We start from the raw sequence: 23,117 nt of genomic DNA, 5'->3' as shown, positions 1-23,117 counted from the left end.
ACTAAAACCAACTCAGTTCTCGAAGGCCGACTCGTCGTCGGCCAACGTCCACGCCTTGGGCAGCAGGCTCTGTACCGTGCCCTTTTCGGCGCGATAGAGTCCGACGCCCATGAAGACGTCTTCGATACGCACCAGTACATAACCGGTGTCGGTGCACATTTGTGCCTGCGCGGCACTCAACTCGAAGGGCTCGCGGCTCAAGAATTGATCGGCCTGCGATTGTTCGAGGGCCACGACATTGCGCGTGGCCAGTGGCCCAAATGTCATCGCCGCCGCGGTGGTCAGCTTCGGAAACCGCATGCGCGTGCGCAGGAAGCTCATGCCGATGATCTGCGGCTCGGGCCGCTCGGGCGGCCGATGGTCGCGCAGCACCAAGTTCAAGCCCCTCTTGTTCGGGCGCACCACAAAATAGGCGTCGAAGGCTGTCTTCGAGATTCCAAAGCGTTCTTCGACGAGCGTCAGCCACGGATCGCGGTCGACGAACTCGACGAGGCGCTCCAGCACCTCGCGGGTGGATTCGGTCGCGGAGGCGTCTTTTTCGAGGTCACTCACATCATACCTCGGCGGTCTTTTCGAGCAGCGCGACGAAGAAGCCGCCCGTGTCGTTTTGATGCGGCCAAAGGCGCATAGTTCGGGTCAACTCTTCAGACAATTGACGCCCGTCCCACCGGGTGATGCCCGGCGAGGATGCCAGCCCGTCGATGCGCGCAGGCAGAAGCCTCAAGGCGTGCGCGCCGAACTCTTCGAGCAGGTCGTCGACGACCAGTTCGTTTTCTTCAGGCGCATACGTGCACGTCGAGTAGACGATGAGGCCTCCCTTTCGGCAGCGTCGCACCGCTTGGCGAAGCAGGGCACGTTGGGTGCCCGAAAGGCGATTAAAATAGTCGACCGACGACGCGTGGACCACCTCGGGGTTCTTGCGCGAGGTTCCCTCGCAACTGCAGGGGGCGTCGACGAGCACCTTATCGAACTCGCCGCTCTCGCGCGGATAGTTCGCTCCATCATAGGCCGTCACACTGGTGTTGGCCACCCCGAGCCGGTCGATGACCCGGCGCAGGGCGCGCAGGCGGTAGACGTTGCGGTCGTTGGCCACGAGAGTGCCGCGGTTTTGCATCGCCACAGCGAGCTGGGCGGTCTTGTTGCCCGGAGCGGCGCACAGATCGAGCACGCGCTCGTCGGCGGTGACATGCATGAGCGCCGGCGGCACCAGCGAGACCTCCTCTTGGACGTGGTACAACCCGGCGACGTACTCCAGCCGGTTGCCCGGGCTGATGTCGTGCGCCAGCTTGAAGGCGCCCGGATACCACGTGAGCGGCTCGGGGTCGAAGCCGCCGGCGCGCATCCACTCGGCCAAGCGCTCGGGCGTGGTGCGCAACGTGTTCGTCCACACGCATGTCGGCAGGGGGCGCTTTAGCGCATCACAGAACGCCTCCCAGTCGTCGATGATCGGCCGGTAGCGCGCGAACGCGTCGGAATTACTGAGTGTTTGCGTCATATGCTTCGAAAAACTTCGCCTGCTCGAGGAGGTGCCAAACGTGGGTCAGCGGGAGGCCGACGATGGCGGTATAGTCGTCGCCTCGCAGTGCGCGAAAGAGTCGGATTCCGCCAGCCTCGATTTTGTAGGCGCCGGCGCAGTCCGTGGGGGTGTCTTCGGCGACATAGGCGGCAATCTCCGCCTCGCTCAACGGGCGCATCTGCATCTGGTACTCGGCCGTCGACTCGAACAGCTCCTCGTCGGGCGTCAGCAGGGCCACGGAGGTAATCAGCCGGTGGGTCTTTCCGCTGAGCGCGGCGAGTTGGCGTCGTGCGCCCTCGTCGCTTCCTGGCTTGCTGAACCGGCGCCCGTCGAGGGCGATGACCTGGTCGGCGCCCAAGACCCATGCTTCGGGGCGCTCGGCGGCCACGGCCTTTGCCTTGGCGTGGGCGAGGCGGCGCGCCGTTTCTTCGGGAGCTTCGTCGGCGAGCGACGATTCGTCGACGTCGGCCGACAAGGTTTCGAAGGCCAGCCCGAGGCGCTCCATCAGCTGGCGTTTGTAGGGTGAACCGGAGGCGAGGACAAGCGAAAGGCCCATGTGTTTTTTGCTCCAGAGTTTATGTTACTTGTTGTGGCAGCCCCGTCGGGTATGCTCGGCGGAAACTTATGGACTCAAGCTCTAGCATCGAGAAAAACAACATGACGAAACGCTCAATGCTGCTCGACCGCCTCAATGAAGTTCATTCCTTTCCCGGACCCTACACGTTCAAAGTGATCGGGACCAACTCCGACGAGTTTCTCGAGAGCGTGGTGCGAGTGGTCAATGAAACGCTGGGTGATGGCGCCGAACCGGACGTGTCGACGCGTGAGAGTTCTGGAGGCAAGCACCTGTCGGTGACGGTCTCAGTCGAGGTCAGCGACGCCGAGAGCGTGTTGGAGATCTACGCAGGCTTTCGCGAGTTGGACGCCGCGCGTTTTGTACTGTGAGTACGGCTGTACTTAGTTCGAGCCAATTCCGAGCAAGTCATCGTCGCCTTCTCCAGGCTCGTTGTCTTGCTTCGGGCTGGGGCTCGGCTTCGACGGCGGGATTTCTTCCTCTTGTGAAGACCCCCCTCCGTACAAATCCCAAGCGAAGAGCCCGGCTCCCGATGCCAGGGAGACGGCGCTGAGTGCATACATCCAGTTGGCGCCAGATTGCGCGCTCTGACCGCGTTCGACCAAGTCGGGGTCGACGCCGCCCAGTGCCTTCTGTTGGCTGTCGAGCGCGGCGTGGGCATCGCTGGCTTGCATTCCCAAAACAATGCCGCCGACAAGGAAGCCTGCCGAGGCCCCCACAAGGCCGTAGGAAGCCGTGCGCAGCAGGTTGATGTCACCGGCGCCGCCGTCGATTCCGCCGAGCGGAACGAGGATGCGCGTGACATCGCCGCCCACGACCTCGATGTCGCCAGACCAGCGCGCATCTTCACCGGCGACGGTGACCGTGTGCGTGCCGGCAGGCAGGGCGATTGGCTGCGAGAGAGGCAGTGAGAATTGACCGACGCCCGGCACGCTGACGGTGCCCGTGCGTTGGTCCGTCGATATCTGCAGACGGCCAGGTAGATCGAAATGCACGCTCGATTGTTGCTCGGCCTCGATGGTGATCGTGCGCGTGATCGGCTTCATGCCGTCCAGGCGAGCGGTCAACGTGTGTTCGCCGGGCAGCAGTGAAACGGTGCACGGCGTCTGGCAGCGTGGTTCGGGCTCTTTGTCGACCACAATGTCGACGCCCGCTCGCGAGGCTTTGACCTCCACGTTGGCCATCTGCGCGGCCATTTCCTCTTGGATTTGGATAATCGACTCGACGACTTCGTCGGCGTTAGGCGCGTCGGGAAGTTCGTTGAGGTACTGCTGCAAGAACTTCTCGGCCTTCTTGAGCTCTTTGGCTTTCCAGTAGGAGCGTCCGACATTGTAGAGCAACTCGCTTCGCCCCGAGAGTTCGTAGGCCTCGTAGAACGCTTGCGCGGCCTCCAAGAACTTCTCCTCGCCGTAGAACTTCTTGCCTGCGCGGAATCGCTTTTTGGCCTGCTCGATATCGGCCTTCGACTGCGCAGTCGCCTCGCCCACAAAAGGCGAGGGAGGGGCGACGATGGCTGTGACGCTAAAGCACACAGCCATGGCGGTGAGGAGCGAGGTGATTCGGCGTTGTCGGATGGTGCTACCCTTCATGGAACAGACTCGTAATAAAAATTACCCGAAGGGATCGATGATGTCGTCGGACTTCTCTTCGCTCTCGCCACCGCCGCCTTGCTCTTTGGGCTTGGGGGCGCTGGCGGGCTCAGACGGCTCGTCGTCGAACAGCGAGGGGGCGTCGTCAGCCGGCGGCGGAGCTTGGCCGGATGCGCCGTCGTCGACGGGCATTTGCTTGGGCTCGGGCTTGGGCTCGGGCTTCGCCGGGGCAGGTTTCTGCGTAGTCTTCGAAGCGCTCGTGCTTTCGGATTTCTCTTCTTTGGGAGGCGCGGGCGCCTCTTGCGGCTCTTCTTTGGGCTCGGGCGTGTCGCGTTGGACGTCGTCGCGCGGGGCGTCATCCTCGACGGCAGCCTCCTCACCGTCGCCTTCTTCGACCTCGAAATTGAGCTCGGCGCTCGGCTCACCGGCCTCTTCACCCTCGCCGGGCTCGAGTTCGATGGTCTGATCGAGGTTGGAGTCGGGAATGATCTGGAAGACGGTCTCGGCGAAGCCTTCTTTGCGCAAAACCAGGGTGATCGGCTCGTCGCTGCGCATGAGCGTCAACTCGTGCGGTGTCGTGCCCAACGTATCCTCGCCGCGAACGATCTTGGCGCCGGTGGGCTCCGAGTCGAGGCTGACGCGTACGGTGGGCGAGGGCGCCGACTCTTCGGCGCTCGGCGCCGGAGCGTTGGCTGTCTCCGCAGGCTGCTCGGTGGTCGTCGATGTCTCGGCAAACATGATCCCGTAGACGACCAAGCCGACAATGACCAACAGGAGCAGGCCGATGGCGTAGACCGCCGTCGGCGGTCCGCTCTTTTTGTCTGCCTCGGCGCCTTGAGCCAACTGCTTGGCATTGAGCTGGCCGGTGCTCTTTTCGCTGTTCGTCTGTGTTCGGAAATTGCCCTGCGGACCGGCTGAAGGCGGCTGCGGAGGCGGCTCGGCGCCAAAGGAGTTCGCGTTGGGTTGTCCGCCGGCGGGCACACGCTCGCGCCCGGAGTTGGCGTTGTCGAAACCCTCGGGCTCGAGTTCGAGCTCGGGGATATCGTCGCCGCTTTGCAGTTGTCCGGTGCCGACCGAGTTGGCCGACGGGGTTTGTGGAGCCACGCCCGACGGTCCGGAGATGTCTTGAGCGTTTTGCTGCTGTTGCTGCGCCGCTTTGCTGAAGTTGTCCTCGATAAAGCGGCTCAACCGGTTGACGGTGTAGCCCGGCGCCACATTGTGCAGTGCGCGCTCGAGGTCTTGCTTGGCGGAGTAGCCGTCCTGGTAGCGCTTGTCGGGGTCGCGCTGCAGGAGGGTCATCACGATCTGATTGACCTCTTCGGGCACCTGCGGGTTGAGCTGCTTGGGCGGCGTGATCTCTTTGGAGAGAATGTTGTTGTAAATCTGGAATTCATTCTCGCCGCGGAAGGGCAGCTCGTGGGTGAGCATCTTGTACATGCACAGCCCCACGGCGAACAGGTCGGCGCGACCGTCGAGGTCTTTGGCCATCGCCTGCTCGGGAGCCATGTATAGAAGCTTACCCTTGATGACGCCCATCTGGGTGTGGCTCTCTTTGACCGCCGCTTTGGCCACCCCGAAATCGATCAGTTTGACGTCGCCCGCGTAGCTGATGATGACGTTGTGCGGGCTGACGTCGCGGTGGACGATGTTGAGCGGGTTGCCCTGCTTGTCGGTGTTGGTGTGCGCGGCGTGCAAGCCGGCGCACATGCAGCTTCCGATGTAGACGGCGTGCTCGATGGGCAGGTACTCGCTGCGTTTGTGCAGCGACTTGATCACGTGCGACAGGTCGATCCCATGGACGTACTCCATGGAGATATAATACGTGTCCTCGATCTTACCGAGGTCGTAGACCTGCGCGATGTTCGAGTGGCTGATGCTCACCAGGATGTTGGCCTCATCCTTGAGCATGGTGATGAATTCTTCGTTCTCAGCCAGGTGCGGCAGGATCTTCTTGATCGCCACGGTCTTCTCGAAGCCGCCGATGCCAGGCATCGTGGCTCGATAGATCTCGGCCATACCACCACGCGCGATAAGCTTGTGGAGGGTGTAGTTGCCGAACTTTTGTGGCTGCTCTTCAGTCATGCCTTCTCAACATCGCCCTCGGCGCCGGCCCCGGGCAGGAGGCTGCTCGTCCGACGATTCGAACATGTATGGACTAAACTAGGTGTACCACTAACGACCGTGCTTTCAAACTTTCGTCAAATCTGCTGACCAACCATCTCAAAGCGGTTCCGGTTGCTCAGGGGGCGGCGGCACCGCGCCGATCCAGTCGACTTCGACCAGATTGTCGCCATCGGACAGCACCTGGTGCCAGCGGTGTGCACGGGCGTTGTACAGCCAAAGCGAAAAGGCCTCGTCGCTGCTGGCTCGTCCAGACAGCACCAGGTGGCCTTCGCTGCCGAAGCGCTCCAGCGAGTCGACCTCGGTGATGCCTTCGGGGCGAACCTCGCGCGTGCGCCCACTCGAGTAGATGAAGCCCGAGGTGCCTTCGCCGTCCGAAGCGTCGGCCACCATCAGGGCGACCGAGCCATCATAACGCAACTTCACAGGATTGTTCACCCCCGACCTGAGCTCCTGCGGGGTGCCGCCGCTGGAGGCCACCACGTAACCGGTCACGCAGGGCTCACAATTGGCGGGGGCCGCCAAGAATCCGATGGTGCCGGCCGCCGGGTTAGGCGACCAGACCTCGCCGAACATTGTGACGAGGGGCGTGGCGACTTGGTCGGTGACGCTAATCTGCGACAACTGCCACTGATCGGGGGCCTCGGTGGTCGAGTGAGCGGCGACCACGGTCGCCAGGGCTCCGTCGTTGAGTCCACCCTCGGCCGGCGCGGCGCCGCGAAGCGTCACGCCCAGCTCGAAGGTCTGCACCGGCTCCGTCGCGTTAGGGTCGGTCGAGATCAGGTGCACAGCGGTGGCCGCGCCCGGCTCTCCGGCCAACGCAAAGAACTGCGCGCCGTTGTCGACGAAACGCGGCTCGTAAGGCGCCCCGCCATTGGCGACCGACAGGGCCGTCGGGTTGCTGGTGCTGGTGACCGGCGCGTACTCGACGCTGCGGCCCGAGTCTGTCTCACGGACCCAGGAGATGGTGCCTACGCCGGGAAAGCTCAGCGCCACGAGGTTGTCGGTGCCTGCGTTTCTCTCTTCGGCGTCGCTGTAGCCGTCGGCGTCGTCATCGTTGTCGAGGCCGTTGTGCAGCCCGTCGTTGTCGGTGTCGAGCGGCATCCGATCGGCGGTGTCGACGATGCCGTCGTTGTCATCGTCGTCGTCGTTCTCGTTGTCGGTGCCGTCGTTGTCCGTGTCCAGGGCGTAGGAGATCTCGGTGACCCCGTCGTCGGCAATCGCCTTGTCGGCGTTGTTGGCAATCCCGTCGTTATCGGCATCGGGATCGCACTCATCTCCGACCGTGTCGTTGTCGGCGTCTTTCTGGTCGGGATTGGCGACCATCGGGCAGTTGTCGGTGATATCGCCCACGCCGTCACCATCTTCATCGCGTGCGTCGGTTCCCGGAAGACACGGCAAGAAGTACTCGCTGGCTTTCAGTTGGGTCGAGTCCATCGTGGAGCGCTGCACCAAGATAAAGCTCGGAGAGCCCGGGACGGCCACGAAATTCGCTTCGTTGGTGTCCAAGTTCAGGTCGAATTCGTTGATTCGGGCGATAGCGCCGCTCTCCAAATCGATGCGCACCGCCGAGCCCACCGCACGGTCGAACGCGTAGACGACGTTGCCCGGGCCGGGGACGATGAAGGGGTCGAATTGACCGGTCGCAGGCGGCTCACGCGACGGGAGGGCGACGTTCGATGCTTGCAAGCGGTTGCCTTCCGGGTCGATCACCACCAAGCGCATCACGCTGATCGAGGGCTGGATCTTCGAGTAGAAGATGAGATTGCCCTGCATGTCGCGGGTGACATGCCACTTGACGCGATCGGAGTCGGTGGAGGCATGCCGGGTGACCCAATAGCCGGAGGCGGGATCGTAGCGTCGAATCTCCCAGGTGTTAGAAACCGCGGAGGTGTCTTCGGAGTAGCCGTGCACTACCAGTCGGTCGAGGCCGGTCGAGGCGAGTGTCTTGTCGTGCAATTCGAGCGAGTAGTCCGGGCCGAAGCTGGCCGTGCCGTCGCGCTCGACGAGGATATACTCGCCAAATTCGGGCTCGCCGGTCTGCAGCACGCCCGGGGTGACGACGTAGCGCTCGCCGGAGGTTTGCGACACCAGGCGACCTGAGGCTGCGTAGGGCAGGTCGGCGGGGTCCGCCCAGGTGCCGGCGGCGCGATCGATGACTGCCATCGACGAGACCTGATTTCCCTCGGCATCGGTGCCGCCCAAAATGGGCAGCCAGTCGAGGGTGGTCGTCTCGGGGATCGTGTAGTTGATCGCTTCGTAGGTAGTCGTGCCGTAGTCGAGCAGTCCGCTGCCGGCCGATGCGTGACAGAGCGGCTCATTGTCGCAGGCATCGCCGTCACCGTCACCGTCGCGGTCGCGCTGGAGCGGGTTAGCCGTGCTGGGGCAGTTGTCGACGCTATCTGCGACGCTGTCGGCGTCGGAGTCGGCCACGCAAGCGCGGCGGCCGCGCGGGGTCGCGCCGAATTCGGCGTCGCTGGCAACCATGGCGCACGACAGGTCGTCGCGTCCGGCAACCCCGTCACAACTCGCGGTTGCGTCGCAGTCCGCCAGACACAGCGACTCGTCGCCGAGCACGTGACACGAGCTACCGTCGGGGCACTCGGTCTCGGCGGCGCATGCGATGGTGCAATATCCATCGCGGCACAGTCCGTCGGCTCCGCAGTCAGCATCGCTGCTGCAATTGCTTCCGATGACCAGGGGAGACTCCGAGGTGTCCGACGTGTCGCCGGCGTCGCCGCCGTCAGGCAGGTCGCCGTCGGGCAGAGCGACATCGTCTCCAGACACATCTCCAGCGTCGGAGATGGGCGCCTGGCGCTCGTCGAATTGTTCGAAGTCCAAGAAGCAGCCGGTAAGTGTGAAACTGGCGACTACGGCGAGGGCTGTGAAAATACGCATCTGCACCCGCTTTGGCCCACCGTGCGTCGTCTCGGCGCATGTGGGCGAAGTTGCTGACTCGGTGTCCGCCATCGATAGGTCTGCGGAATGACTCATGAGCGAAGAAATTTAACAGTAAATCGCTAGGAGTCATCCTAACACGCTACGCGGTGCTAGTACAATAAGGTTGGAACAGAAACTGGATGCGCCGGTCGAGTTTCTAAGGGGTTGGTTTTGTTGGGGATTGGCGGGGGTGGGCTCGGGTTTTTGCTCGGGCTGACGCAACAGTTGGGTGAATTTTGCCGAAAACCATAGTGGAGGTTGAACTCATCTTATGACCCGGAAAACTCATGTTGACGCCCATCGCGCGACTGTTTCGAAAGCTCATCGAACCCCCGCCGTCGCCGCGCATCCACCTCGACGGAGATTTGCCTTCCGTCGAAGGTGTCGTCATCGGGGTCACTTTGGGTGATATCCGTTGTCGAACCATCCCTGCGGACGCAACGCTCGGAGATGCGCTGAGCCCGGAACGTCTGCGTAGGATTGTGCGTTTTTGTACCCGTCGTCGTTTGCCTGTCGACGCGTGGGTCATCTCGGGCGTGTGGCATCTGCCGGGGCGCGTCGATGAGGCTGCGCGCTGGCTTTCACTGCTCGGCCACGATGCGGGCGAGGCGGCCGTGTGGATCGACGCCGAGCAGATGCCCGCACGATATCGGCGGCGTCTGCGCGCTCATTTGCTCGGGCTCGGCTGCCAGATTCTGTAACGACGGTTGTTCTTCAGGGCTGTGAACCTATTATGGCAGCGCGATGCCCGATAACGTGAACAAGACCGAGCGACGAGGCCTTCCCATGCAATCGAGCCAAAGCCAGCCGAACCAAATGCAAGTCGACATCATCGCCAGCGAAGTGAGTGACAATTTCTTCTATGTGGTCCACGATGCCGCCGGGAAAGCTGCGCTGATCGATCCTATCGACGGCGCACAGGCCGTGGCGCACATCTCGGAGCACGGTCTCGATTTGGAACTCGTCGTCAACACGCATTTCCACCATGACCACATCGGCGGCAACGACACCGTCTTCGAGCGCTTCCCGAATGCGCGCCTCGTTGCCGGGGCCGGCGACAGCGAACGCATCGAGGCGCAGCAATCTAGGAGCATCGACCGTCGCTTGGCCGACGGCGATAGCGTCGAGGTGGGCGAGGCGAGCCTGACGGTGCTCGACACGCCCGGACACACGCCGGGCCATATCAGCCTGCTTGGCGGCGAGCATCTGTTCTGCGGCGACACGATTTTCGTGGCCGGCGCAGGCAACTGCAAATTCGGCGGGGACCCGTCGGTCCTCTATCGCACGTTCGCCTCGGTCTTGAGCGAACTCGACGACGAGGTTGTCTTTTATCCGGGCCACGACTATTCGGTGCGCGACCTTGAGTTCGCCTTGTCGCTCGAGCCGGACAACGAGCGTGCCGAGGAGTTGCTCGAGGAGGCGAGGGCGAAGAACGAAGCCGGCGAGATCTTTTTGACCACGCTCGGCACCGAGCGACGCTACAGCCCGTTTTTCCGCTACTCGGACCCCGAACTCGTGCGCGCCCTCGAAGACGAGCACGCCGACGTGTTCGAAGAGGAGCGAGAAGAATCCGAAACCCGCGACGAAGCGGTATTTCGCACCGTTCGCGAACTTCGAAACCGATGGTGAGCCGAACTAGTGGTGTGACAAGTACGCTGCGATAGGTAAGTCGATGAACAGTCAGTATGTGAAAATGGTCGTGTTGGGAGCCGCCGTCGCTGCCTTTGTGGCAGTGCAGTTGGCGCCTTGGGATCTCTCCGAAAAGGAAGGCGTCGCCGAAGCCGTGGTCGACCTTCAGGGGGAGTGGGTCGACCGGCCCGCGCCCGACTTCCAGCTGCCCAACGTCGACACCGGCCAGCAGATGTCGCTGTCGGACTTTCGCGGCAAGGTCATCTTCTTGAACTTCTGGGCGAGCTTCTGCGAGCCGTGCCGCCGCGAGATGCCCAGCATGGAGAACTTGGTCCGACAGTACAAAAACCGAGGCCTCGAGATGGTCGCGGTCAGTCTCGATCCCGAGCAGCAGGATATCAACAAGTTCATGAACGAGTTCTTGCCTGGCCAGCGCAGCGCCATGACCGTGTTGTGGGACGCCGCTGGCCAGAGCAGCCAAGCCTACGGCACCGAGTTCATCCCCGAGACCTACATCATCGACCGGCAGGGGCGCATCGTGGCGCGCTTCGTCAACGAGTACGACTGGACGCGCCCCGAGGCCAAGCAACTTATCGAGGCCTTGCTCTAGCCATCCCGAATTACCTTCCCGGGTAGACCAGAATCTTCTGGCCCGGCTGCAGCGTGTTGCTGCGGCGAAGGCGGCGATTCCACCGCTTGAGCTTTTTGACTGTCACCCGGTACTTGCGGGCGATGAGCCACAGGCTCTCGCCCGAGCGCACCCGGTGCCAGCGCCGGCCGCGTCCCGACCCGCGGCTCTTCTTTCGCTTGTAGGCTTTGTGCTCGTTGCTGCCGATGACGATGGGCTTGACCTCTTCGCCTGCGGCCAGCGCCAGCGAGTCGACCTTTTTGTCCTCGGGCAAAAAGATCTGCAAGTAGAGGCCCTCTTTGAGATGGGCGGTGGGGTCGAGGTCGTTCCACATGACGATGTCGGCTGGTTTGACGCCTAGCCCGCGAGCCATCGCCTCGAGGGTGTCGCCGTCGTTGACCTGGTAGAAGTAACGCTTCTTTTTGGGGTGGTCGAACTTTTTGGAAGGCAGCAAAATGACCTTCTTCGACTTGCTCTTCTTACGGGGTTTCCAGGTGCCGAGCGCCTTTTTGGGGAGGACGATCTCTTGGCCGAACTGTGGGAGCTCGTCCTGGTCGAGGCCGTTCGCCGCCCGAATCACGCGCGGCGGCACCTCCATGCGCTCGCCGATCATCCTGACCGACTCACCGAAGCGCACCCGATAGGTGACGTGATCGGCGCCTTCCTCGGTTTTCACCTTGTCGAAATTCTCGACGAACTTCTTGGTCGTTCCGGCCGGGATGCGCAGCTCATATTTGCTCTTGCCGGGCGGGGTGTAGTTGCGGAGCAGCTCGGGGTTGAGCTCCTCGAGAGTATCGACATCGGTTCCCACGGCCCGGGCGACCAGGCTCAGGCGCGTCTTCGGGTCGACCTCGACCACGTCGAAGTCCCAGGCGTCGTGCTCGTCGAGGATGTCGAGATCGAAGATGTCGGCGTTTTTGGCCACCAGCGCCGCGGCGATGACCTTGGGCACGTAGCGACGCGTCTCGCTGTACATGCCCTTTTGGCGGCAGATGAACCAGTAGTTGTTCGAGTTGTGCTTCTTGATGGTTTTGGCTACCAGGCCCGGCCCGCCGTTGTAGCCGGCGAGCGCCAGCGGCCAGGAGCCGAACTTTTCGTGCAGGTAGGTCAGGTAACGGGCGGCCGCGCGGGTCGCCTTGACCGGGTCACGTCGTTCGTCGACGTAGGCGTCGATGCGCAGGTCCATGTAGCGGCCCGTCGAGCGGATGAACTGCCACAAACCTACGGCGTTGGCCGGCGAGCGCGCCCATGGGCTGAAGCCACTCTCGATCATGGCCACGTAGATGAGGTCTTCGGGCAAGCCTTCTTCACGCAGCGTCTTTTTGATGAGCGGCGCGTACCTCGCCATGCGCTTCATCCAGCCGGCCAGAATCGGCTTTCCTCGCCCGTCGAAAAAGTCGAGGTAAGCGCGCACGGTCGCTTGGTTGTGTTCGGTCAGCCCCAGCACCTGAGTATTTTCGAAGCGCTTCCGGACCGCCTCGACATCGAGCAGCTTCGAGCCCGCCGGTGGCATGCCCGACAGTTGGTGCAACTCGGCGACGTAGCCCAGATCTTCGTGCAACGAACTCAAGCTGCCGCGAAACGGCGCCAGGAGCTGCGAGTCGAACTCGTTGTCGTTTCCCACCAGCACCGCGTCGAGCGTCTGCTCTTCGAGCTCCTCGAGCTTGGTGACCTCTTCGTAATCTTTCGTGCCCTCCTCGGTGCCGATGCCAGCGGCACGCGTTTTGTCCGATGAGGCGTCGAAGGCGGTGGTGGTCGCCTCGTGAATCGAGTCCACGGCGACGTCGACCGCCGAGGGCGCGTCGGCGCCAGCCTCGGCCATCTGTTCTTGCGCCAAGGCGTCGGCAGAGGAAAGAGACAACGCCACAAAAGCGATAAAGAGGCTTAGCTTAGCGTACGGCAACTTCATGGACTTCTTGTGTGAGAGGTTCTTTGCGCGGGGATGATACTGCGCGGTAGGTGGTGATACAAATGCAGTTAGTCAGAAGTTTGGCTTGCCGAGGCCCCCTCCACCTTGCGAACTACGTGAGGCACCTCCCCGAATCGGGGAGGGACCCATCAAATTTTGCACGGGCACCCTACCTGTGCTACCCGTGGGAAGAGGCGAGGACCGTCGGTCCTGGCCAGTCGTAGAAGTTCTGTCCTGATGGAATTGCATGCTCGCTAAGTTAAAGGCCGGGGTCGAGGCCATTGGCAACGCCGCGATTGGGTTCGTCGAGGAGCTTGGCCAGGTGGTCATCATGCTCGTCGAGGCGATCGTGTGGGCGTTTCGACCGCCATATCGGCTGCGCATCTGGTTCCAGGCGCTCGAGACGATCGGGGTCGGCAGCCTGCCGATCGTGCTGCTGACCGGCATGTTTGCCGGGCTGGTCCTGGCGTATCAGTCGCACTACGCGTTCAGTCTGTTCAATGCCGAGTCCCTCGTCGGCGGCACGGTGGCCGTGTCGCTGGTGCGCGAGCTCGGACCGGTGCTCGCCGGACTGATGGTCGCCGGCCGTACGGGAAGCTCGATGACCACCGAGCTGGGCACGATGCGGGTGACCGAGCAGATCGATGCGATGGCGGTCATGGCCGTCAACCCGATCCAGTACCTGGTCACCCCGCGCCTTTTCGCCAGCATCATCATGCTGCCGGTCCTCACCATGCTGTCGAATCTGGTGGGTATCTTGGCGGCGTATTTCCTGACAGTGCACGTCCTCGGCGTCGACCCGGGCATCTTCGTGGCCGAGATTCGCGACTTCGTCGAGCCGGCCGATTTGCTCAAGTCGGGCATCAAGGCAGCGGCCTTCGGGATGGTCATCGCGCTGGTTGGCTGTTACAAAGGATTCTATGCGTCAGGTGGCGCCAAAGGGGTTGGGGAGGCGACGACGTCCTCCGTGGTGGTAAGCAGCGTGTCGATCCTGTGCATTGATTACGTCCTCACGGTGCTGATGTGGGATTGAAGTAGATGAAGCTCAAAAATGTCATAACGCCGTTCAAGGTGGGGCTGTTGGTGCTCGCCGGCATCGTGGGCACGATCTTTATGATCGTGCAGTTGACCGGGGGCGTCTCCTTTTCCGAAGAGGATAGCTACACCGTCTACGCGCACTTCGACGACGTCACCGGACTGGCGGTCAACTCGCGGGTCATGATGGCGGGGATCCCGATTGGCCAGATCAAATCGATCGAGCTAGCCGGCGCCGAGGCGCGTGTGGACGTCGCCATCGACCGCGACATCAAGCTGTACGAGGGGATCGAGCAGCCCACCGGCCGGTACAAAAACGGGGCGACGGTCGCCAAAAAGCAGGCGAGCCTCATCGGGGACTTCTTTTTGGAGATTACGCCGGGCACCGAGGGCGATGTGCTCGATGACGGCGACCGCATTCACAACGTCGTCGAGCCTGTGGGGCCCGAAGAGCTGTTCGAGCGGTTCAACGAAATCACCGCCGATATCCAGCAAATCACCGAGTCGTTGTCCGCAGTGTTCGGCGGAGAGCAGGGCCAGCAAAAGATCGAGCAGCTGTTGGCCGACCTGCAGGAGATTTTGGGCACGTTGCGCACCTTCGTCGGCTCGAATAGCGAGCGCGTGGGTCGCATCGTGGCCAACGCCGAGATGATCAGCCGCGACGTCGCCCAGTTTACGCGCACCGGCACTGAGTCGCTCGACGACATGATCAAGGACGCGCGCACCGTCGTCCAAGAGGTCAAGTTCATCATCGGCCAGTCCTCGGGCGACCTGCAGGCGGGCCTGGGCACCCTTCGCGGCACGCTCTCGCGGCTGCAGACCACGCTCGATTCGCTCAACTACAGCCTTCAGAACGTCCAAGACATCACCGACAAGGTCAACGAGGGCGAGGGGACGCTGGGGGCGCTGGTCAACAGCCCGACCATCGCCGAGAAGACCGAGCGTATCTTGGCCGACGCCGAGGAGTTCACCGGCCGGCTGACCCGGCTCAAGACCATTGTCCAACTGCGCTCCGAGTACCATATCCAGCACGAGCAGCTCAAAAATGTCGTGGGCGTCAAGCTGCAGCCCGAGCCCGACAAATACTATTTGCTGCAACTCATCGACGACTTCCGCGGCAACACGAGCATCGTGCGCGAGGATATCAACACCACCGACTCGAGCGCCGAAGATCCGCTGTACCGCGAGACCACCGTCACCACGACCGACGACTTCAAGTTCAGCGCGCAGCTCGCTCGCGGCTGGCAGGCCACGCCGTGGTTCATGATGTACGGCCGCTTCGGCATCATGGAGAGTTCGGGCGGCTTGGGCGCCGACTTCTTGTTCGGTGAGGGGCAAGACCTTCAGGTTCAGACCGACGTGTTCGACTTCTCGGTCGACCGCAACCCCCGCTTTCGCGCTTTCGCGACCTACGAGTTCTTCGAGTATGCGTATATCATGGGCGGCGTCGACGACGTGCTCAACGAAGAGCGCCGCGATTACTTTCTGGGCGTCGGCCTCGAGTTCGATGACGAGGACTTGAAGGCGATCATTACCACGACCGGGGTGCCCTCGCCGTAACTTCGCGACCGCAACGCCTACCAAGACAAAAGCCCCGGATGCGCGCGCATCCGGGGCTTTGCTGTGTGGTGGTGTGAGTCGTGCGGTGATCAGTTGGCCACGGAGAGATAGTCGAGGCGCAAAAGGATGTCGTCGACTCGGTCGAGGACCAGCCCCTGGCTACCGTTGCGGCTGATCACGTCGGCGGGGATGAAGATGGAGTACTCGCCATACAGTCCGCGTGCGGCCAACTCGCTGGTCTGGCCGTTGGCGTACTGCGGGTCTTCGAGTTCGGCGCGGTCGACGCCAAGGAACGCCTGAATGCGCGCTCGCGAGAAGGCTGTCACGCCTTGTTCGACGCCCAATTCGCCGCCGACACCTTCGCCGAGGCCGGGCTCACGGAACAGGTTGCGCGAGGGGCGCACCGAGGCGACCTGGAAGCGCTCGGCTCCTTCGGGGGGCGCGCCGCACCATTGACTGAAGAAGGTGTTCTTCTTGAGCACGTCCATGCGCACGAACGTGGTATCGGAGCCCTCGTAGAGGTTGTCGCCGACGACCGAGGCGTTCAATGACCAGAGGCGCTCGGCGCAGTCGTTCTCCGAGTAGATCGGCACCCCGCGCGTCTCGAAGCCCAACGCGCCCAGCGGCGCGATGGTAAACGGGATGCGCTGGCCGGCGTAGCTGCCTTCGTCGTCGTAGACCGCGTAGGCCTCGGCGCCGAGCACCGTCTTGAGGCGCTGCGCGGGGCTCATGGGTCGGAAGGCGTCGGGCCACGCGCTCTCGTCGCCGAGCTGAAGGATATCGTCGCGCAGGCTGAGCACCGTCAGAAGCTCGGTCGGTCGACTGCCGTTGATTGATCTGGTCCCGGAAGTCGTCCAAAGCTCATTGAGCACAGTCTGAAGGTCGTTCGGCACCTTCGCCTCGATGACCGCCTGTCGCAGTTCGAGGGACTGCTGGAACTCGTATTCGACGGCGCGAACGGCCAGGAAGGTGGCGCGTCGTGCCAGTGTGTAGTCGCGCACGTACGCGTCGATCTCCTCGTTGATCCAAGGCTCACCTGCACCCGACGGCACCGGAAATTCGGCAATCTCGGCCAGGTAGGAGTAACCGTCTTCCCAGGCGCGCTGAGCGTCGGCGGTCTGTTCGGCGACGCGAGCGCGAGCGCGCTGCATCTCGAAGACTGCTTTTTCGAGCTCGATCGCCGCGGTCTTCGCGCCAATCAACTCTTGCTTGGCGTCGTTGAAGCAGATGTCGAGCTCGGCTTGTTGCTCGATCCCGGCGACCAAGTTTTCATGGCGCTGCTGGGCGTTCTCCATCTCGGTTTCCAGCGCGATGCTGGCAATATTGGCCACCGTCTCGACGCCGGCGGCTGCGCAACCCGCTGCCGCCGCGCCGCTATCTTTGATGGCCTCGACGGGATTATCCAGGTCGGTATTTTGCACGAAGCCCGCGCAATCTTTGACGCCGGAAGCGGCCGCCGCGGCCCCGTCGGCAATGCCTTTGGCCAGTCGCAGGCCCTGCATATTCTGTTGGTGGGAATCGCGCGCAGCCTGAAGCTCGTCGTTGGCCTCCTGCAGAATGAAGCACGACTCCATGGCGATGTCGTAGGCTTCGTTGTGCTCGGCGAGGGCCGCGCGTGCTTGCTCGATGTCTTGTACGGCGGCGACCACATCGAGGTGTGCTTCGCCCAGCGAGCCGCGCACACAACCGGGCGTCTCCAACGGAGAGCTGGGCAGCGGCACGTTCAATCGCATCTGCGGGAAGCTGCTACGGCAGTCCTGTTTGATGGCCTGCCAGTCCTCGACGGCATCTTTGGACATGCTCGCCAGGGAGCCGGGAAGGACCAGATCCAGCGAGGTGGCTTCAAGCGGTAACTCCTCGACGCTGGTGTCGGCGTTGCAAATCAAGCAACTGGTGTCGGCGGTGTTGGCGCAGTCTTCGAGCGTCACCGCGCCGCTGGTGGCGCCCGAGGAGCCCAGGCATGTCGCGGTCCATTGGCGCACGCGGTCGAACGCGAAGCCGACGTCGCCGTCGAGCGTGCTCTCTCGGAGCGCGTCGGCCACGCAGATGCGGCCCATGACGTCGTCGGCCTCCCAGCTGCGGTACCAAGCCACAGTGTCCAACGTGCAGGAGGCGTCGTCTCTGTTCAGCGCGCAGGTCGCCGCATTGAAGTTGGCGTCCTCGACCGGTGAGCCGGTCAACGGGCCGCAATAATCGCGCAACACGGCGTTGTACTCGTCGCGCACGTCATCGACCCATCGCGTCAGGTCGCGCTCGGCGCGTGCTTCGCGCACTTTGCGCTCGTGCTCGGCTTTGTATGCGGTCCGCAGCGCCTCGATGCCATCTTGGGCCCGCTGGACCATCACCGGCGCCCAGGCGTCGAGATTGGTCGGGTCACCGGCGATAAAACGGCTGATCGCCGAGAAGCGCGCGTCGGCGCCTTCCCGGTCGCTGGCCTGGAAGTACAGCGGCAGATCGGTGTCGTCGATGCCTAGCGGGTTTTCACCCGAGTGGACACTCGCAAAGGTCTGCTGGAGCTGGCCGATGGTCTTGGTGAAGCGGCTGGCGGCTCTTTCGTACTGGTCCTTCCACGCCAGGTTGGGGTCGGCGTCGAGGGCTCGGCGATACAAGTGGGCGGCCAACGCTTGGGCGAAGACACTGCGCGGCACGAACCGCGCCAGAGGCTGGAGTCGCTCCTCTTCGGCCTCCCCGGCACTGTTCGAGATGGTCGCGTTGACGAAACCCGCTTGGCGGTCGAGGGTCGTCAGCAAGACCGCCGCCAGCGCCTTGTTCTGCTCGCCCGTGCTGTCTCCGGTGGTTCCGAAGCGGTGGAATCGGTAGTCCGGCGTTACCAACGCATCCCCGGGGGCCTCCAAGAGCGATGCTTGGATATGTTGCGCCATCAACAAATCCCAGCCGCTCAACATCGTGTCGAGCAGCCTTTGCTGGTCGGGAAGCGGCGCATCACCGGGAAGCGGGTCGGCCTGCAAGACATCGGCGAGCTTGGAGACGTCACTGCCGTAGGTAGAGAGCATCGCGTGCAGCTCGAGCCAGCGTGCCAGCAGCCGATTCTGGTAGGCCGCGGGGTAGATGAGGTCGACGGTGCGGAGCGCCTGCTCGCCTCGCCAAGCCTCGGTCTGTACGCCCAAGCTGGTCAGCAGGCGCGCCACGTCGATGCACGACGCACTGCCGTACAGCTCGTTGAAGCCAACTCCGAATTCACCGGAGGGCGTCCCCGGCGCGTCTGCCAGCACCTCGAGTTCCGACAGGCACGTTTGGAGTTTGTCACCAACGGCCTCGTCGCTGGTGGCGGCCGAGGCGTCCAAGTCGATGGTGGCGGTGCGAGTGGTCGACGCGCAGGTCGACGAGCCGAACGTAGGCAGCGTCGTCGTGCTGAAGAAGCTGCCCTCATACTCGCCCGGCGAGGTGTTGTCGGCCGGCTCGAGACAGGCGATTTGCTCCGCACAGGTCGGCTGGACACTCGGCAGCTTGCACACGGCGGTGACTTCTCCGAAGACTCGAATCGAGCCCGGCTTGTCGATCGGGCCCTTGATATTCATGCTGACGGTTTCATCGAATGTATAACTCGACGTGACGATCTCGCAGCCGGTGTTCTGTTGCAGAATCTGGCAATACGAGGTCACCCCGGTAGCAGCGCTGGATGTCTCTGCTGCACCAAAGAAGTCCGCGTCGACCGTTAATTCGCCCTGCATCGACGCGAATGCGCATGGGATGCCGCCGTCGGTGCCCGGAAGCGGTCCGAGGGCGTCGGGGGCGTCGATGATGTCGGTCAGCAGCAGCTTCGAATTGCCATTGATCATCGGCTGAAACAGCCGGCCGTCGAGCGGGTAGCCGCGTGGTTGGGCCTGCTTTGTCATACCGTCAACTGTGGTCCACTTGCGCGCGACTTGGGTTTCAATGCGGGCGCGGTCGGCGCCGGCGTCGCACATTTGTGCGGGGGCCTGCCCCCCTCGGAGCAGCCAGGAGGAGTATCGGCTCGCCAGCGCGGCGTCGGAGTTCGCGTAGCCAAAGGTGCCAAGGGTGGCTTCGAAGGCGTCTTGCCACGGAGTGTTGTCGCCGAGCCGGCTCGCTGGGTCGTAGGACACCGTGACATCCGCGGGAATTTCGGGGGCGACGTCGCTTACGTCGGTCGTGCGCCGCAGTTCGACGAGCCAGCGGGCTGACAGGGCGGTCGAGGTGCCCGAGCCATCGAAGCGCTGTGTGATGCGCATGCTCAGCGTCCTAGGCGCCGTGTTCGTGCGTACTTCGGCGTCGAAGGCGGCGATGATTTCCGTCGTGCGTCCCGCCACCGTGCTGGTTGCGAAGGGGTGTACCGGGAAGGCCGCGGTGCCGTCGACGATGCCATCGGCGTCGTCATCGGCGCCGAGGGTCACCTGGCCGATCAACTGAGCTTGGCTGGTCAGCGCACCGAGGGGATCATCGATGGCGACGACCACATCACCGGCGCCGGTCTCCCAGATTGTCGCGCTGGCGTTCATTTGCATGGGAGTCGCCGGCTCATCGAGACCGGCGTTCGCTGTCGAGCCGACGCCGATGAGCTTGATATGGCCGCTGTAGACACCCTGCAGGGGGCCGGCGAGATTGCGCTCGCCGTCAGGTTTATACCCGGGAAGCTGATCCGGGCGGGGAAGTGAGATGCTGTCGGAGCCTTGCGGGCTATGCACCGTAACCTCGGCCACGTCCTCACTCTCGGCGTCCACCGAGTTTCGCTGCACCTCCACGGTGACCTGCGTGTTGGCCTCCAGATCCTCCAACTCACACTCGTCGCTGAACTCGTCGCCGTCAGCACAGCGCACCTGGGCGCCGTTGCGTCCAGCCACGCGGGCTCGGGGCACGTCGTGCTCGCCGACCTTGATGCTCACCTCAATAGCGGTGTCTGCTTGCAGCGCCAATTGGTTGAGAGTGAAGTCGACTTGCCCGCCGGTAACATCCGACGGAAGTTGCAGCGTACCAACGGCGTCTTCGCCGCGACACCTGCCAAACGGGTCGCATGCCTCGCCGTCGCCGCAGTCGCCATCCGACGAGCAGTCGGCCACACAAACGCCCAAATCACAGTAGGCGCCGCAGGGGCAATCGTCGTCGATCTGGCAGTTCGCGCGCTGCGCGATGAGCTCCGGGTCTGGCGAGCATGCCTGGAAGACCCGCTGGTCGGAGGCGTCGTTGTCCTCGACATCGTCACCTGCATCCGCCGTCAGATCGGTGTCTGCTTCGTCAGTTTTTTGCTTTTGCCCTCCGGAATCGCCACCGCACGCGACCAAAAAGACAAACGTCGCCAGAAGAGAGAAGTACAGTCAGCCGCTTCATCACCCAGTCCTTTTTAGAGACCTGCGTCGGTTCGAAAAAGCGGCGGAATCGTCGACTCTTGGCTCGTTCGAACTGACTGCGCCCGGCATCGAGGCCGAGCTCCAATTCCATATTTTTTCTCGAAAGATACGGTGGCAGACTCTAGCAACTTCCGCTGAAAGAATCCAAGAATGAAATGGTGGTTTTTTGGGGCACAGTTCGACGCTGCCGGGGTTTTTGGGCCCAGCCTCCCCTTCATCGTGCGTCGAATTGTCGGGCGCCGAATCATCAGCGGTGGCGAAATCTGGTGCTTTGAGGAACAATGGGCCGGCGGCGACCACTTATACGAGTGGGGCGAGACAACTCACCGACACAGGCGTGATTCGATGCTCGGACGACGCATCGCAAAAATGACCGGGGCGGCGGCCATCATACTGACGGCGACGGCGGTATGGGCGCAGTCCAACGAAGATGTCGTCCTCCACGAGTATTTCAACCCGTGGGATGTCGACGTCAGTACCGCCTCGTCGGCCGCCTCGGGCTCGCCCTCCACCGCGAAGCCACCGTCCGGTCAACCCGCACGCGCTCCCGGCGAGCCGCCCGGTCTGTCGGTCAACCCGGGGGAGGACGAGGTGATTTTTGGCGCCGACGGCCCCGTCGACCCCGGTATCACCTCGACGCCGTACGGCCCGCTCGACCCACGACAGCAATCGAGCAAGCTCGACGACCGAACCGACCGTGTCGACCAGCTCGATTACTACGCGAATTTCGAGCCGAGCGTCGTTCCCTACAAACGCGTCGTCGTCCAAAACAAAGTCCAGTACAACGCCGGCGACTATTTGCTCGCTCTCGACGAGGGGCGCTACCGTCGCGTGGCAGTCGAAGGCGGCGGCCCCAGAGCTGGGGAAGAGACCTTCTGGGGGTCGTTTTTGGTGCGTGCCAAAAAAGGAGAGCGCCACCCGCTGCCCAGCGTGGCCCCCTCGCAGCGCATCCTCGAGGTGCAGGCCGAGCCCGATACCTCGGTGCGCTTCGAGCGCGACCGGGCCCACAACTTCTATGTGGTGCCTCAAAAGGCGGGGCTTCTTCGGCTGAACATCAAGCTCGCCGTGCCCAAGGCGTACTTCAACGGGAGCTTCGGTGACATCGACTGGAGTGATCTGAGCCGGTCTCAAAGTGAAGCCAACAGGACGCCGGCGCTCCCGTCGTCGGTGAACACGGTCGCCGCCAATGTGCTCGACTCGCTGGGCATCTCCAGGCAGATGCGGCCCAAAGACGCTCTCACAGGGCTGGTCGAGTACTATCGCAACTTCGAGGGGCGCAAATTTCCCGACAAATTGCGTGGTAAGGACCTGTACGCCTCGCTCAGTCGAGAGCAGGTCGGCGTGTGTCGGCACCGAAGCCTGGCGTTTTTGATATCGGCGCGCGCCCTGGGCATCTCGACGCGCTACATCTACAACGAGGCGCATGCCTTCGTAGAGGTCTACTGGCCGAAGACGGGCTGGAGGCGCATCGATCTGGGCGGGGCGGCCAACGAGCTCAACTACAGCAGCCAGGCCGGCGGAACCGTGCACGACGCCGGCCAAGACAACTTGCCCCAGCCGCCCAATTACCAAAACGAGCTCGACCGCATGCGCGAGCGGGGCGGTGAGGTCGGCGAGGCCGAGCAGGAGGGCGCCGAATCGAACTCGTCGGACGCCTCAGGCGCGGACTCCGCGGGCGAGGCCTCCACCCCGGGCGACGGTCCGACGACTCCTGGCGGCGAGATGGCCGAAATGGCAGATGCGGCCAAGCAGCATGCCATGGAGGGCGCGGCTCCCCATCTCGAGGAGGCCGAATCGGATGCGTCGCAGGCCTCCGAGAGGCACGAAGAGCAAGACAGGCGCGCCAAGGTGATTATCGACGTCGAGGCCGATACCTCCGAGGTCTTTCGGGGGAACGCGCTGGGCTTGACCGGAAGCTTGTTCACCCAGCAGGGCCAGCCGCTGGCGAAGCGTGAGGTCAGAGTCATGTTGGCGCCGCCCGGTTCGAAGTCCGAACAAGCGACGATCGAGCTAGGCACGCTGCGCACCGACACCGGCGGCCGCTTCCAGGGCCAACTCTCCATCCCCGACAGCGTGACGATCGGTCGCTGGTCGGTCATCCTCACCTACGCCGGCGACGACGAGCACCAGCCAGCTCGCGCCGAGTGACCCGCCCATCCGCCGCACCCTTCCGCTGAGCGGTCGAACGTGTTATTGATCGAAGTACGTCGTAACAAAGAAACAATACCAAGCTGACTGTCCCGACGCTGCCGTGGCACGGTTGCGTTGTATGTGTCGTGCGGGGGACGCCCA

Annotated in this window: 15 protein-coding genes; 7 read left to right on the top strand and 8 right to left on the bottom strand. The window is 63.1% G+C overall.

What is annotated here, in order from left to right; genetic code table 11:
- Positions 1 to 12: 12 nt before the first annotated feature.
- Genes FIV42_RS29945 through FIV42_RS02760 form a run of 3 tightly spaced genes read right to left on the bottom strand, consistent with a single transcriptional unit; the run spans position 13 to position 2,072 of the window.
- Positions 13 to 552: a hypothetical protein gene (locus tag FIV42_RS29945; RefSeq protein WP_168210345.1), complete on the bottom strand. Its 540-nt coding sequence runs from the start codon at positions 550 to 552 to the stop codon at positions 13 to 15.
- A gap of 1 nt (position 553) precedes the next feature.
- Complete coding sequence (locus FIV42_RS02765) at positions 554 to 1,495, bottom strand: RsmB/NOP family class I SAM-dependent RNA methyltransferase (protein ID WP_141196196.1); 942 nt, start codon at positions 1,493 to 1,495, stop codon at positions 554 to 556.
- Entirely contained in the window at positions 1,476 to 2,072 is a 597-nt protein-coding gene (locus FIV42_RS02760) for a Maf family protein (protein WP_141196195.1), read from the bottom strand. Before FIV42_RS02760 ends, FIV42_RS02765 begins: the two co-directional genes overlap by 20 nt.
- 101 nt (positions 2,073 to 2,173) lie before the next feature.
- Between FIV42_RS02760 and FIV42_RS02755 the strand changes: the two genes are divergently transcribed.
- Positions 2,174 to 2,461, top strand: coding sequence for a YbeD family protein (locus tag FIV42_RS02755; RefSeq protein ID WP_168210344.1), 288 nt, complete (start codon positions 2,174 to 2,176; stop codon positions 2,459 to 2,461).
- A 12-nt stretch (positions 2,462 to 2,473) separates the two neighbouring features.
- On the opposite strand, the gene FIV42_RS02750 is transcribed toward FIV42_RS02755, so the two are convergent.
- From FIV42_RS02750 to FIV42_RS30575, 3 genes are all read right to left on the bottom strand, one after another.
- Positions 2,474 to 3,679 carry a PEGA domain-containing protein gene (locus FIV42_RS02750; protein ID WP_141196193.1) on the bottom strand — a complete coding sequence of 402 codons (1,206 nt, stop codon included), beginning with the start codon at positions 3,677 to 3,679 and terminating at the stop codon, positions 2,474 to 2,476.
- 21 nt (positions 3,680 to 3,700) lie between these two features.
- Positions 3,701 to 5,761: a serine/threonine protein kinase gene (locus tag FIV42_RS02745; protein WP_141196192.1), complete on the bottom strand. Its 2,061-nt coding sequence runs from the start codon at positions 5,759 to 5,761 to the stop codon at positions 3,701 to 3,703.
- Between the two features lie 138 nt (positions 5,762 to 5,899).
- On the bottom strand, positions 5,900 to 8,698 hold the full coding sequence (locus FIV42_RS30575) for a thrombospondin type 3 repeat-containing protein (RefSeq protein WP_168210343.1): 2,799 nt from the start codon (positions 8,696 to 8,698) through the stop codon (positions 5,900 to 5,902).
- Between the two features lie 329 nt (positions 8,699 to 9,027).
- Here FIV42_RS30575 and FIV42_RS02735 point away from each other — a divergent pair, with 329 nt between their 5' ends.
- The 3 genes from FIV42_RS02735 (at position 9,028) to FIV42_RS02725 (ending at position 10,979) form a co-directional block, all read left to right on the top strand.
- Positions 9,028 to 9,441, top strand: coding sequence for a hypothetical protein (locus FIV42_RS02735; protein ID WP_141196190.1), 414 nt, complete (start codon positions 9,028 to 9,030; stop codon positions 9,439 to 9,441).
- Between the two features lie 85 nt (positions 9,442 to 9,526).
- Positions 9,527 to 10,369, top strand: a complete 843-nt coding sequence (locus tag FIV42_RS02730; protein WP_168210342.1) for an MBL fold metallo-hydrolase — start codon at positions 9,527 to 9,529, stop codon at positions 10,367 to 10,369.
- Between the two features lie 43 nt (positions 10,370 to 10,412).
- Positions 10,413 to 10,979: a peroxiredoxin family protein gene (locus tag FIV42_RS02725; RefSeq protein WP_141196188.1), complete on the top strand. Its 567-nt coding sequence runs from the start codon at positions 10,413 to 10,415 to the stop codon at positions 10,977 to 10,979.
- A 10-nt stretch (positions 10,980 to 10,989) separates the two neighbouring features.
- Here FIV42_RS02725 and FIV42_RS02720 read toward each other — a convergent pair whose 3' ends face one another.
- A complete protein-coding gene (locus FIV42_RS02720; protein ID WP_141196187.1) occupies positions 10,990 to 12,906 on the bottom strand; it encodes a LysM peptidoglycan-binding domain-containing protein in 1,917 nt (638 codons plus the stop codon).
- Between the two features lie 247 nt (positions 12,907 to 13,153).
- Here FIV42_RS02720 and FIV42_RS02715 point away from each other — a divergent pair, with 247 nt between their 5' ends.
- Both FIV42_RS02715 and FIV42_RS02710 read left to right on the top strand, forming a co-directional pair.
- Positions 13,154 to 13,939 (top strand): MlaE family ABC transporter permease, encoded by a 786-nt coding sequence (locus tag FIV42_RS02715; RefSeq protein ID WP_141196186.1) that lies wholly within the window; start codon positions 13,154 to 13,156, stop codon positions 13,937 to 13,939.
- Between the two features lie 5 nt (positions 13,940 to 13,944).
- Positions 13,945 to 15,501, top strand: a complete 1,557-nt coding sequence (locus FIV42_RS02710; RefSeq protein ID WP_141196185.1) for an MlaD family protein — start codon at positions 13,945 to 13,947, stop codon at positions 15,499 to 15,501.
- An 89-nt stretch (positions 15,502 to 15,590) separates the two neighbouring features.
- Here FIV42_RS02710 and FIV42_RS02705 read toward each other — a convergent pair whose 3' ends face one another.
- The gene (locus FIV42_RS02705; RefSeq protein ID WP_141196184.1) at positions 15,591 to 20,759 is read right to left on the bottom strand and encodes a dickkopf-related protein; all 5,169 of its coding nucleotides are present in this window, start codon (positions 20,757 to 20,759) and stop codon (positions 15,591 to 15,593) included.
- A gap of 411 nt (positions 20,760 to 21,170) precedes the next feature.
- Here FIV42_RS02705 and FIV42_RS02700 point away from each other — a divergent pair, with 411 nt between their 5' ends.
- A complete protein-coding gene (locus FIV42_RS02700) occupies positions 21,171 to 22,973 on the top strand; it encodes a transglutaminase domain-containing protein (RefSeq protein ID WP_168210341.1) in 1,803 nt (600 codons plus the stop codon).
- The last annotated feature ends 144 nt before the right edge of the window (positions 22,974 to 23,117 follow it).

Origin of the sequence: Persicimonas caeni (assembly GCF_006517175.1) — a bacterium.
Lineage (GTDB): Bacteria > Myxococcota_A > Bradymonadia > Bradymonadales > Bradymonadaceae > Persicimonas > Persicimonas caeni.
The sequence above is the reverse complement of the archived record's forward strand: the minus strand, read 5'-3'. Positions and strand labels throughout refer to the sequence as shown.

Coding starts and splice junctions, on each gene's coding strand:
- FIV42_RS02765 (WP_141196196.1), bottom strand. CDS start 1,495: ATGACGCAAACACTCAGTAATTCCGACGCGTTCGCGCGCTACCGGCCG.
- FIV42_RS02760 (WP_141196195.1), bottom strand. CDS start 2,072: ATGGGCCTTTCGCTTGTCCTCGCCTCCGGTTCACCCTACAAACGCCAG.
- FIV42_RS02755 (WP_168210344.1), top strand. CDS start 2,174: ATGACGAAACGCTCAATGCTGCTCGACCGCCTCAATGAAGTTCATTCC.
- FIV42_RS02750 (WP_141196193.1), bottom strand. CDS start 3,679: ATGAAGGGTAGCACCATCCGACAACGCCGAATCACCTCGCTCCTCACC.
- FIV42_RS02745 (WP_141196192.1), bottom strand. CDS start 5,761: ATGACTGAAGAGCAGCCACAAAAGTTCGGCAACTACACCCTCCACAAG.
- FIV42_RS30575 (WP_168210343.1), bottom strand. CDS start 8,698: ATGCGTATTTTCACAGCCCTCGCCGTAGTCGCCAGTTTCACACTTACC.
- FIV42_RS02735 (WP_141196190.1), top strand. CDS start 9,028: ATGTTGACGCCCATCGCGCGACTGTTTCGAAAGCTCATCGAACCCCCG.
- FIV42_RS02730 (WP_168210342.1), top strand. CDS start 9,527: ATGCAATCGAGCCAAAGCCAGCCGAACCAAATGCAAGTCGACATCATC.
- FIV42_RS02725 (WP_141196188.1), top strand. CDS start 10,413: ATGAACAGTCAGTATGTGAAAATGGTCGTGTTGGGAGCCGCCGTCGCT.
- FIV42_RS02720 (WP_141196187.1), bottom strand. CDS start 12,906: ATGAAGTTGCCGTACGCTAAGCTAAGCCTCTTTATCGCTTTTGTGGCG.
- FIV42_RS02715 (WP_141196186.1), top strand. CDS start 13,154: ATGCTCGCTAAGTTAAAGGCCGGGGTCGAGGCCATTGGCAACGCCGCG.
- FIV42_RS02710 (WP_141196185.1), top strand. CDS start 13,945: ATGAAGCTCAAAAATGTCATAACGCCGTTCAAGGTGGGGCTGTTGGTG.
- FIV42_RS02700 (WP_168210341.1), top strand. CDS start 21,171: ATGCTCGGACGACGCATCGCAAAAATGACCGGGGCGGCGGCCATCATA.